This window comes from Mycobacterium sp. (genome assembly GCF_044370595.1).
In the GTDB taxonomy this organism is placed as follows: Bacteria; Actinomycetota; Actinomycetes; order Mycobacteriales; family Mycobacteriaceae; genus Mycobacterium.
Map to the genome: position 1 here is coordinate 1 of NZ_JBILVF010000110.1, position 11,440 is coordinate 11,440.

9 protein-coding genes and 1 pseudogene are annotated in these 11,440 nt (G+C 67.2%); 3 read left to right on the forward strand and 7 right to left on the reverse strand.

The genetic code is table 11. The annotated features are described in order from the left end of the window. Positions 1-3 precede the first annotated feature (3 nt). From ADBZ5N_RS13500 to ADBZ5N_RS13510, 3 genes are all read right to left on the reverse strand, one after another. The gene (locus ADBZ5N_RS13500) at positions 4-1,425 is read right to left on the reverse strand and encodes a DUF1254 domain-containing protein (RefSeq protein ID WP_526258127.1); all 1,422 of its coding nucleotides are present in this window, start codon (positions 1,423-1,425) and stop codon (positions 4-6) included. Further along, positions 1,422-2,852 (reverse strand): DUF1254 domain-containing protein, encoded by a 1,431-nt coding sequence (locus tag ADBZ5N_RS13505; RefSeq protein ID WP_526258129.1) that lies wholly within the window; start codon positions 2,850-2,852, stop codon positions 1,422-1,424. The genes ADBZ5N_RS13500 and ADBZ5N_RS13505 overlap by 4 nt, the downstream gene beginning before the upstream one ends. Positions 2,853-3,199: 347 nt before the next feature. Then, the gene (locus tag ADBZ5N_RS13510; protein ID WP_526258131.1) at positions 3,200-4,444 is read right to left on the reverse strand and encodes a PucR family transcriptional regulator; all 1,245 of its coding nucleotides are present in this window, start codon (positions 4,442-4,444) and stop codon (positions 3,200-3,202) included. A 340-nt stretch (positions 4,445-4,784) separates the two neighbouring features. Here ADBZ5N_RS13510 and ADBZ5N_RS13515 point away from each other — a divergent pair, with 340 nt between their 5' ends. Beyond that, positions 4,785-5,573 (forward strand): alpha/beta fold hydrolase, encoded by a 789-nt coding sequence (locus tag ADBZ5N_RS13515; protein ID WP_526258133.1) that lies wholly within the window; start codon positions 4,785-4,787, stop codon positions 5,571-5,573. Next, positions 5,570-6,208, forward strand: coding sequence for a TetR/AcrR family transcriptional regulator (locus tag ADBZ5N_RS13520; protein WP_526258135.1), 639 nt, complete (start codon positions 5,570-5,572; stop codon positions 6,206-6,208). Before ADBZ5N_RS13515 ends, ADBZ5N_RS13520 begins: the two co-directional genes overlap by 4 nt. Before the next feature lie 29 nt (positions 6,209-6,237). Here ADBZ5N_RS13520 and ADBZ5N_RS13525 read toward each other — a convergent pair whose 3' ends face one another. The 4 genes from ADBZ5N_RS13525 to ADBZ5N_RS13540 form a co-directional block, all read right to left on the reverse strand. Further along, a complete protein-coding gene (locus tag ADBZ5N_RS13525; protein ID WP_526258137.1) occupies positions 6,238-7,074 on the reverse strand; it encodes an SDR family oxidoreductase in 837 nt (278 codons plus the stop codon). 133 nt (positions 7,075-7,207) lie between these two features. Continuing rightward, positions 7,208-8,287 (reverse strand): ABC transporter ATP-binding protein, encoded by a 1,080-nt coding sequence (locus tag ADBZ5N_RS13530; protein WP_526258140.1) that lies wholly within the window; start codon positions 8,285-8,287, stop codon positions 7,208-7,210. After that, positions 8,284-9,867 carry an ABC transporter permease gene (locus ADBZ5N_RS13535; protein WP_526258142.1) on the reverse strand — a complete coding sequence of 528 codons (1,584 nt, stop codon included), beginning with the start codon at positions 9,865-9,867 and terminating at the stop codon, positions 8,284-8,286. Before ADBZ5N_RS13535 ends, ADBZ5N_RS13530 begins: the two co-directional genes overlap by 4 nt. After that, positions 9,864-10,943, reverse strand: coding sequence for an iron ABC transporter substrate-binding protein (locus ADBZ5N_RS13540; RefSeq protein ID WP_526258145.1), 1,080 nt, complete (start codon positions 10,941-10,943; stop codon positions 9,864-9,866). Before ADBZ5N_RS13540 ends, ADBZ5N_RS13535 begins: the two co-directional genes overlap by 4 nt. A gap of 193 nt (positions 10,944-11,136) precedes the next feature. Here ADBZ5N_RS13540 and ADBZ5N_RS13545 point away from each other — a divergent pair. Continuing rightward, a pseudogene (locus ADBZ5N_RS13545) lies at positions 11,137-11,440 on the forward strand (hypothetical protein); the annotation flags it as partial.

Sequence of the window (11,440 nt, forward strand, 5' to 3'; positions counted from 1 at the left end):
TCGTCAGCCCGAGACTTTCACCGGCTTGGGTGCCTGCCAGGTTCCCTCGAGAGCTTCGGGCTTGGGCGAGTACAGCCGCATGTAGAGGGTGAACGGTCCGGGCGGGGCGGGAAGCCAGTTGGGCTCCGTGTCCGGGCCTGGTGAGTTGTTCTGGATGTAGAGGGTCAGTCCGCCGTCGGGGTTCGTGATCAGGTTGGGCAGCATGGGCGAGTTGATCAGGTAGCGATCGATCGGGTTGTCGACCAGCAGGCTCTCGGGGAGCTTGTACATCGTCACCGACCAGAACGCATTGACCGGCGGCAGCTGACCCGGGGCGAAGGTCAGGGTGTAGTTGTCAGCTCCGCTGAGCGGTGCGCCGTCTGAGTCGGTGGACAGTACCGGGTACATCGCTTCAGTGCTGGAGTTGCCGTAGATGCCGAGTACCGCGCCGGCCATCCGGTACAGGTAGTTGCCGCCGAGTTGATCTCGGGTGCCGAACACCTGACCGGAGGTGACCTGGCCGGTGTCGATCTTGTCCTTCTTGAAGGTGCCGAATTCGGCCCACGCGTCGGCCATGCCGGCTTCGACGGCCGCGCGGATCTCCGGGGTGAGCTCATCGGCGTTGAAGTCGCCGTTCGCGGCGATGCCGAGGGTGGCGAACCGATCTCGCAGTTCCTTCTCCGAGGGCAGTGTCGGAGTGAATTGCAGTGCAGTGTTCAGGATTTCGAAGAACTTCGGCGAGGTCTTCTGCTCCTCGGGGGTGAGCGGTTTGATCCAATCGACCGGAGGCGCCGATGGCGGAGCCGGCTGGTTCAGGAACGCCGACAGCGGCTGTGCCTGGTATCCGGCCTGGATTTTGGTGACGTTGGGAAGGTCCTCGGGTGAGAACAACTGGGTGCGGTAGAGCACGAAGACGAGGTCGGTGTCCGACCGAATCACGTCGTTGACACCGGTCGGCTTGTCGCCCTTCCAGCCGGGTCCGGCCAGCAGGAACGTGCCCCCGCCGTTGCCGGTGGTGCGGGTGCCGACGTAGGCGAAGTTGTAGGTGTAGGCGTCGATGAATTGCAGCGAGAAATAGCGGCCGTCGTCGATCGGCGGGACCGTCAGCACCAGCGGTTCTACCCGCAGATCGGCCCCGAGGAACGAGTACGGGGTGTCCGAATTGGGCGTCTGGATCGCGGTGTCTGCCGGCGTGGACACTCGTGCGGTGTTGTGGACCTGATTCCACTCGCCCTTGTACTCGGGTCCGTTCTTGTCGACGAAGTAGGAGTACTGGATGCGGTAGCTGTCGACCATCGGGAAGCCGTAGACATAGGCCTCCTTGGCGATCGCGCGGGCCTGCTCCGGGGTCACCGGTGCGGTCGAGGTTCTCTCTTTCGGCGGGCCACTGCAACCTGCGGTCATCGCGGTGAGCAGGATGGCGGCGATAAGGGCACGCAGAGTCATTCGACGACTTCGAAGTCGGGGAGGCTGAACGTCTTGTCGAAGAAGGGTTGTAGCGGGGCGTACAGGCGGAAATAGACGAACCAGCCGTCGTCGCCGGTGGTCTTCATGGAGTTCTTCTCGAAGCCCTCGGGGGCCGTGGCGCCGACATAAAGGTCGATGCTGCCGTCGGGGTTCTTGACGAGGTCAGGTAGCCGGCTGTCCAGGTTTGCGCTGCGGATGTCGGCGCCGCCGTTGTCGTAGGGGCGGCGGGTGTTCTCGCTGTAGAGCGTCAGTGCCCAGAACTGGCCCACCGGAACGTCTTGGGGCACCTTCAGCTTGTAGGTCTTGTCGGCGCGCAGCAGGTCGCCCTTGTTGTCTCGTTTGGTGGTCATGTACACCTGTCCGGCGCCGACCGTCGGGTTGATCATGCCGGTGCTGGAACCCACCGCCTCGTAAAACCAGGTGACCCGCTCGTCGAGTTCGACCCGGTCCTCGGTCTCCTGCTCGAGGGAGAAGTCGAAGCTCTTGTACCACGACGTGCCGGGCCAGTACGGCTCGGCGAAACGGGGATTGACCTGCAGGTTGCGTGCAAACAACTCACCCATCGCCGCACCCTTGAGCAGGATCGCCTGCTGGCGTTCGTCGGGGTCGAAGGTCTTGCCCTTCTCGATGCCCAGCGGCAGCAGCATCGCCATCCAGGCCTTGTCCACCGGCCGGACCGGTTCGGTATCGACGACAGCGGCCAGAGTGCGCCAGTAGTCCAGTCCGCGCGGCGCGGTGGCGCTCCACTCGACGTCGGAGTCCTCGATGAACCGGGAGGTCGCCAGCGGCTGGCCGACCCGGCCCATTTTCATCGTCGACTTGAACTTTTCGAAGTAGGCCGGGTCCTTATCGAGGATGCGCAGCAGCACCCCTATGTTGTTGGTCGCGCTCTGGCGCACAACGTAGCCGGGCTTGTCGAACTTCGCCGGGTCCTGCTCGGGCCCGACGATGATGTACTTCCCGCCCTTGCCCTGATCCGGGCCGGTCAGACCGAGATCGGTCACCGGGCGCTGCCAGAAGTCCATCACCCCGGCGGCGGTCTGCCCGGCCGGATACTCGATCTCCAGCGGGCCCTTCTCCAGACTCAGGAAGTTGAAGAGGTAGGGCGTGGTCAGGTTGGCCGTGACGATGCCGCGCTTCTCCTTCAGCGAGCGCAGCACGACGAAGTCGGTCTCGCCGGTGACGCCGTACGCCTCGGCCTGGCGGTCACGCCAGGTCGCGACGCTGACCATCGGGGTACTCCACAGGTAGGACTGGGCGGCGCGCTGGTAGTCCATCTCGTCGTAGAGGCGCGTGGAGGCGTCGTCGTCGAAGTAGTTGTCGACCAGCGTGATGTCGCCGATCGGGGTCGCGATGACCTCCTTGCCGTGCAGGGTGGCCTTCTCCAGTGGCGTACCGGATGACATGGTCGTCTCGCTTCCCTCGGTGGTTGTCGCATTCTTACTGCCACACGCCGAGACGGCCGCGGCGCCCAACGTCAACGTCGCGGCCGTGGCGACACCGCTGCCAAGGAACCTCCGCCGCGAGGTTTCAGCCGCAGGGAAGTGTTTCAGCGGCTGGAGATCATCGTCGTCGCTCACGGTCAAGGCGGCCTTCCTCCCAAGGGAGTTCGTGATCAGGATGTTTCTCGAAGCACTGCGCCGGTCGCGCGTAATGGTCGCCTGGTTCGATCGAGCCAGACATGTCCTTGGGAACAAAGAAGCGCCGTTGCTTTGTGAGCAGGAACTAATGGTTCACTGACTCCGTCGTTTCGCTACGCCTGCTCTGACCCCGTCTCCGCGATGCCAAGGAAGCTGATGATCTCCAGTGCCAGTTCCAGTTGGGTTCGTCGCCTGCTGATTCCATGGCCCAGCCGTTGTTCGGCCCGGCGGACACGGTATCGAACTGTATTGGGATGCATGCGAAGCAATTCGCCGGTCGCCGAGGCGTCGCCGTCCTCCTTTAGGTAGACGCGCAGAGTCTCACGAAGCCGTTGTGTCGCGTGATCGGAGCCGACGAGGTCGCCGAGCTCCCGCCGCACGAATGCAGCCCGGACATCATCGCAAAGAATTCCGGCTGCAAGGCAGACGATTTCGACGTCCTCATAGCGGACCACGGCTGCGTCGTGACGTTCGGCAATGACGAGTGCTGCGATGGATTCGAGGTGCGTGAGGCGAAAGCCGGCCACGCCAGGGTGACATGTTCCAAGGGTTGTTCGGACAAACCGGGGAAGCTCGAAGGCAGCGCCATCAGCAAGAAGTAAGGAAGGCTGCGAGGTCCAGCACCATGCTGAGCGTGCGCCACTGGACATGACCAACGGCTTTCCGCCGCCGAGTGCGGTGCTGACTGATTCTGCGGCTAGCCCGAGTAGGTGTTGCAAGTCGTAGTCGGGAACCGTGTCGTCAACTCGAAGCGTGAAGGCAATGTGATGCTGCCGAAGAGGATATCCGAGAGTTGTTACCGCAGTGTCGATATCGATGGACTGTTTGGCAAGGATTGCTTTGACGAGACCGGTGCGCCGTGCGAGTGCTCCTCGCTGCCATTGTTCGCGTTCGTCGTTGAACACCGGGATCAACGACTCAATCACGGTGTCTATCCACTGAGTCGCATGCGACCAGAACCGCAACAAGACCGAGGACCGCAGATCGGGGTCTGTCACTTGAGTCCGCAGCAGATCAGTGATGAAGTCCCAGGTCGAGCGTTGGCCGATGCGGTACGCGGAGAGCAGTACCGGCAGATCGAAGCCGCGCCGCGCAAGCGTCCGCGCGAAGTCGTGGATCGGCGGCGCCGGCTGGACGTCGATCGTCTCGCGGTTCATGACCGTGAGAAAACCCTTCCAGTGGGAGCGGGTGCTCGCTTCCAATTCGGGCCGAAGCGTCGGATCGCGCAACTCCGGCACACCCTCAACGATGCGGTCGTTGACGACTGCGACCAGCCGGTCGAGAGTCTCCGGACTCTCGGAGGCCCGACCGAAGTCGTCGAACCACTTCTGCTCAGCGGCTTCCTGGTCCTCGATCACGGCCGCCCACCACCCACTGTCCGTCGAAACACGTTTGCCGTAATGCTTTCACCCAACGACTCTGCCCTATGCGGTTACCTTTGCCCGCGTGTTGACACCGTCGACGCCGCTGACGTTCCCGGGTGGAGGACGTGCTGGCATGGCCGCGGTTCAGGCGGGGGCGGCGCCGCTCAGCGTCTTGATCCGCTGCCGTCATGAATGAGCGGTTGCGAGTGCGCCGCCGCTACACGGCTTCACCCCGGCCGGCAAACCGGTCGGGCATGGGCAGCGGGTAACTCGTAGGCGGCGGTGGGCAGCCGGCCGGAATTAGATGACCAGCTAGTCATGTAATCTGACCGCGGTGACGCAGAAGATTCATCGGGAGACGATCGGCGGTGGCCCGTCGCTGGTGTTGCTCCATGCCAACGGCGGAGACCGCCGAGACTTCGGCGCGATAGCGCCGCGGCTTGCTGAAGCGGGCTGGCAGGTGACATCCCTGGACTGGCCCGGGCACGGTCTGAGCGCCCGCTCCGCGCCGGAGACGGCGGTGGGATTCGGCGACCATCTCATCGACGTCCTCGAAGGACTCGGGGGCCGTCACGTGCTGCTCGGCAACTCGGTGGGCGGATTCGCTGCGCTACGCGCTGCGGCTCACGCCCCTGACCTGGTTGGCGGTTTGATGCTCGTCTCGCCGGGAGGTTTCACGCCACGCTGGCTCGGGACGACCCTGGCCTGCCGTCTGGTCGGTTCGGCAGTCGTGGCACCGCGGGCCTACCGCACGCTTCCCCGGCTGTATCTGCGCGACTCCGGTCCGGAAGTCAGCGCGGCGATCGCACGCGCCACGCAGGCGTCCCGATCCGCCCCGAATGCGCAGGTGTACGCCAACGTGTGGCGCAGCTTCGCCGACCCCGAGCACGACGGCCGCGCGCTGGCCGAAGGTGTGCAATGCCCCGTACTGCTCGGCTGGGGCACCCGCGATCCGATCCTGCCCTGGCTGATCGACGGCCGGCGTGCCCGGGCCGCTCTGCCGGATGCCGAGGTGGTCACCTTCGCCGGTGCCGGTCATCAGCCCTTCATCGAGCGGCCCGCTGAGTTCCTCGACCGCACGGCGGCGTTTCTGTCGCGGCTGCGAACCGCGAATTCGGCATGACCGCAATGCCTCCCGCGGACGCTCGCCCTCGCCGCCGAGGGCCGGGCAGTCGAGCCGACGACCAGCACCCGACCCGCCTGGAACTTCTGGACGCTGCGGTCGCACTGGCCGAACAGGACGGCCTGAGCGCCTTGTCCGTCGCGCGTATCACCGTGGCGGCGGGTCACGCCAAGGGCACGTTCTACGTCCACTTCCCCGACCGCGCCGCGTTTCTGGTGGCGCTGCACAGACGATTCCACGACGCGGTGTTTAGCCAGATCATCGAGGCGACGGGGGCCGACACCCCGGGCCCGGAGCGCGCCAGGCGGCGAGTGCTTGCCTTCCTCGACGGATGCCGGGCGCTACCGGGTGTGCGCGCCTTGCTGCTCGACGCCCGAACCGAGCCGTCGGTCGTCGCCGAGGTCGGCCGCCGTAATCGTCAGGCAACGGCGGTGTTGGCCGCCGATCTTGCCGGGTTCTGCACCCATCCGAGGGAAACCGCCCGGTTTCTCGTGCTGGCTGCCAGCGATGTCGCCGCCCGGGAGTCAGATCGGCAGCGCCGACTCCCGACAGCACGTCGGGGATTGCTCGAACTGATACCCGTCGCTGCCGCTCGCGCAGCGGATCCGGAAACACCTCAGCCGGTTCGGGGATGAAGGCATCGCCCAGGGGCGACGAGTTCGGTCTAGTCCCTCGCCGACTTCGAGGTGGTGGAGGCTGCCAGAACCGCATCGCTGACCGCGGTGGGCGTGATCGCGATGAGGGCCTTCTGGGCGCGGCTGGGAAAATCCAACAGGTAGCGAGGTTTGGGCCGTTTCGCGGTCAGCGCATGGTCGACGGCCTTGGTGACTCTGCTGGGATCGGCGGCGATTTTCTGCATACGCCCCAACAACTTCCGCGTCCCCGCCAGTTGTGGCGCATACAGTCGGCGGTGCTCGTCTCGGAGTTGCTCGACCATACGGTCATGATCGTCGAGGATGCCCGTCCAGATGTCGGTGCGGATCGGTCCGGGCTCGATGAGCGACACCGGGATGTGCCACGGACGCAACTCCATCCGGAGTGCATCGGCCAGGGACTCGATCGCGTACTTCGACGCGTTGTAGGCGCCGGTGCCCGGCGTGGTGAACAGCCCGCTGACCGACGAGATGAACACCAGCCGTCCGCGGGATGCCCGTATTCTCGGCAACACCGCCTGCGTCACCGCGATCTGCGAGATGACATTGACGTCCAGTTGTCTCGTCAAGTCATCGAGCGCAAGACCTTCCACGGGACCGTTGACGACGATGCCGGCGTTGTTGACGACGGCGTTCAACTCCGCGGGAAGCAGGTCGGGAAGCGCTGCAATCGCCGACCTGTCGGTGATGTCGAGTGAGATCGGATCGACGTTGGGGAGGCGCTCGAGGCGTTGCAGGGCATCGGCGGACCGGGCAGTGGCGTAGACGTGCCACCCCTGGCGGCTCATGTGTTCGGTGATGGCCAGGCCGATTCCTCTGCCCGCTCCGGTAACCAATACGGACCGCATGTTGTGTCTTCTTTCGTCGTTGTTCGGTAGCACCTGCCACCGCGGGCCCTGGTCGGTCGACTGTGCGCCCAGGGCGTGGTTCCCGCCGCTTCCTTGGCCGTGAGCGCGCACTCGACGTTCTGCGCCAACCGTTCTAGCGAAGCTCCGGTCTGGCCAACGACCAACCGGCAGGCCTTTCGGTGCGGAGGGGATCGGGGTAGACCCGGCCCTGGCCGGTCACCGCGACCGTCACCGCGTCACCCTCGGCCGGGTGAGCGGTGCCGCTGGGCACCCTGACCCGCACCCGGGTGCCATCGGCGAGTTCCACCCGCACCACTGAGTCATAGCCGTGGTAGGCCACCTCGCGGATCACCCCCCGCACACCGCGGCGGGCCGACGGCGGGTCCAGCGCCAACTGCTCGGGCCGCAGGACCAGGACAACGGCCGCGTTGTCGTCAGCGTCGGCCCAGACCGGCACCTCACCGAGCGCGCAGCGGGCAGTGCCACCGGTCAGCACAGCGGGCAGTTCCACCGCGTCACCGACGAAGCGTGCGACCTCCAGATCGGCGGGGGCGCCGTACACCTCGGCCGGCGCACCGGACTGCACGATCCGGCCGCTCCGCATGACGGCCACCCGATCGGCCGTCGACAGCGCCTCCTCCTGGTCGTGGGTGACCAGGATCGCCGTCGTACCGACCGACCGCAGCAGTTCACGCACCTCCGCGCGCAGGCGTGCCCGCAGCGCGGCGTCCAGTGCGCTGAACGGCTCGTCGAGCAGAACGACCTGCGGCCCCGGCGCCAACGCGCGGGCCAGCGCCACCCGCTGCTGCTGCCCGCCGGAGAGGTCTTGCGGGCGGGCCAGGGCGAAGTCGCGCATTCCGACCATGTCCAGCATCTCGTCGATCCGCGCCCGGGATCCGCGCGGCAGGCCGAAACCGACGTTGGCGCGCACGTTGAGGTGACCGAACAGCGCACCCTCCTGCGGCACGATGCCCACCCGCCGCCGTTCCGGGGGAACGAACGTCGGGCCGGCCACCACCTGGTCCCCGAAGCGCACTGTGCCCGAGGCCGGCCGCAGGAAGCCGGCCAGGACGCGCAACAGGGTGGTCTTGCCCGAACCGCTGGCGCCCAGGACAGCGGCGAGGGTCCCGGAATCGACGTCCAGATCCAGACCGTCGAGCACCGGATCCTCGCCGTAGCCGACGCTGAGATCACGCACACTGACCGACGTCACAGGGTCACCGCCTCGGTTTCGCCGCGGACGGCCACCGACCGGCTGAGCAGCCAGGCCGGGACGGCGGCCAACGCCACCAGGGTGACGGCGTAGGGGGCCGCGGCGCCGTAGGCCGCCACCTCGGTGCGGCTCCACAGTTCGGTCGCCAGAGTGTTCACGCCGGTGGGGCGCAGCATCAGAGTGGCGGGCAGTTCCTTCATCGCGGTGAGCAACACGATCAGTCCGCCCGCGGCGATACCGGGCAGGCTCAGCGGCAGCGTGGTCTGCGCCCACGCGCGAAGCGGGCCGCGGCCCAGCGTGCGGGCGGTCTGCTCAAGTACCGGGGGGACCGCCGCGGTGGCGCTGCGGGTTGCGCCAATAGCTTTGGGGCCGAACAGGATCGCGTAGGCGAAAGCCAGCACCGCGACGCTCTGGTAGGCGCCCGGGAGCACCGCCAGTGTCAGGAAGACCAGCGACAAACCCACCACCACGCCCGGCAGCGCGTGACCGGTGAAGGACAGCGTCTCCACCCACCGCACCGCCGGTGTGCGGTACCGCCCGGCCAGGATCCCGACCGGCAGGGCGAGCAGTACTGCCAGCGCCGCCCCGGCCGCGGCGACACCGAGCGAGGTCAACGCAGCCGAGACCAGCTCACCGACGACCAGCGGAGTGCGGCTGCCCTCGGCCATCCGCAACAGCAGCGACACCACCGGCACACCCACCGCGACACCGGTCAGCACGGTCAGCCAGCCGATCGCCCCGGCCCGCCCCGCGCGGCTCAGCCGGACCGGGACGGCTCGGCGCTGGGTGCCGGACCCGGTCCGCCAGCGCCGGGTGCGTCCACGCAGCCGCCGTTCGGCGACCAGCAGCAGCACTGCCAGGCCGACCAACACCAGAGCCAGCACGGTGGCGCCGACGCGGTCGAAGCTGGCCCGGTAGGACGCGTAGATGACCCGGGTGAAGGCATCAACGCGCATCAGTGCGACGGCCCCGAAGTCGGAGAGCACGTAGAGCGCCACCAGCAGCGCACCACCGGCCGCGGCCGGCCAGGCCTGCGGCAGGGTGGCGCGGACGAAGGCGCGCAGCGGGCTGAGCCCCAGGGCGCGGGCCACCTCCTCGCTGGCCGGATCGGCCATCCGCAGTGCGGCGATCACCGGTAGCAGCACGTAGGGAAAGGAGACCAGGGTGAGAATCAGTGCGGCGGGCCAGAACCCGTTCATCGCGGGGAACTGCGACAGCCACGCGTAGGCCGCGACATAAGAGGGGACCGCCAGCGGCAGCGCCAGCAGCGCCAGCCATCGGGCCCGGCCCGCAAGGTCGGTGCGCGCGAGAAGCCACGCGGTGGGAACCCCGATCAGCAGGCAGGCCGACACCACCACCAGCACCAGGGCCACCGAGGTGCCGACCGTCTCGGCCGTCCGGGGCCGGACCAGGATCTCCAGCCAACGCCGCCAGCCCGCGTCGCCGGCCCGGACAAGCAGATAGAGCAGCGGAATCAACGACACTACGGCTGTGCCGATGCCGGCGGCGAGCAGAGTGCGCGGCGGCCGCCCGGTGCCGGTCGGGCTTTGCGGGCGCGCAGATGTCGCGGTGGCGGTCACAGCAGTCCGACGTCCTCCAGCATGGCAAGGGTTGCCGGGAGGCTGTCCAGGTCGGCCAGCGCGACATCAGGTCCGCGCAGTGAGTCCAGCGGCGGAAGCCCTTGGGCTGCAGGAATATTGGGCAGCAGCGGGTATTCGAAGGTGTTGGCGACGAACCACTGCTGGGTTTCCGGGGAGAGCAGCCACTCGAGGAATTCGGCGGCCTCCTTGTTGTCGGCGGCCGGTTTGAGGATGCCGGCCCCGGCGACGTTGACCAGACTGCCCGGGTCACCGGGTGAGGTGAAAGCGATCTTGGACCGCATCTTCGCCTCGCCGACTTCGGCGGCTTTTTCGTACCAGTAGTAGTGGTTGATCAGGCCCAGTTTGATCTGCCCGGCGTCCACCGCGTCGAGGATCAGACCGTTCTTCTCGTACCGTTGGGCGTCGTTGGCGACCATGGCCTGCAGCCACGTGCGGGTGGCGTCGTCGCCGTCGGCGATCCGCATGGCGGTGACGAAAGCTTGAAACGACGCGTTGGTCGGGGCGATCGCCACCTGCGACCGCCACTTCGGGTCGGTCAGGTCCCCGACCGTTCGGGGCACCTGGTCGGCCGGAACCTGCTGGGGGTCATAGACGATGACGCGGGCCCGCCCGGTGACGCCGGTCCAGGTGCCGTCGGGGGCGCGGTAGGCGGCCGGGACCGCGGTGGCCGCCTTGGCGGGCAGTGGGGCGAACAGCCCCGCCGCCTCCACCGCGCCGAGGGCGCCGGCGTCCTGGGCGAAGAACACCTGCGCGGGGCTGCCGTCGCCTTCCTCGAGCAGTTGGGCGGCCAGTTCGGCGCTGTCGCCGTAGCGGGCGTCGACCTTGATGCCGGTCTGTTCGGTGAACGTCGTGAACAGGGGTCCGACCAGTTCCTCTGAGCGTCCGGAGTAGACGGTCACCGCACGCTCGGGTGCACCGGTACCGCCGGTGCCACCGGTACCGCCCGTACCACCGCCACAGGCGGCTATCAGGGGCACTGCCAGCAGTGCGGCGATCAGAGCGACGAGCGTGCGAACGGACAGACGCGCTGGGCCGAGGAGGGGCCGTCGAATCACCACAAGATCCCTTTAGGTTAGCCTAACTGAGGTTAGCCTAACATTGCAGGGTGGGCGGACGCGCTGTCAAATCCCGCGGTGCACTCCGCTCGGGCTGATCACTTCCCGCCGTGCACTCTCCGAATATGATCGCCACTACCGGCGGGCGGTTCGTTAGCTGCCCGCGAGGAGTCGAGGGTGGGGGCTTACAGCGATGAAACCGACGGCTCCCTACCCGCCCGGGTCGGCCGGTCCACCGATCCGTGTGCTGATCTGCGACGCCAACACACTTCATCGCGAATGTCTGGCGACCGCCCTGAGCGTGCACGGGATAGCGGCCCGCGGCGCGGGTGATCTTCCGTCGCTGTTCGAACAGTTGGATCGCGGCGTCTCCGATGTGCTGCTGTTGGATATCGGTACCCGCGACAGCGCGACGCTTCTGCAGGTGGCCTCCGACATCGGTCCGGATGTCCGGGTGATCGTGACCGGTCTGACCGCGGATGCCGAGTCCGACATCG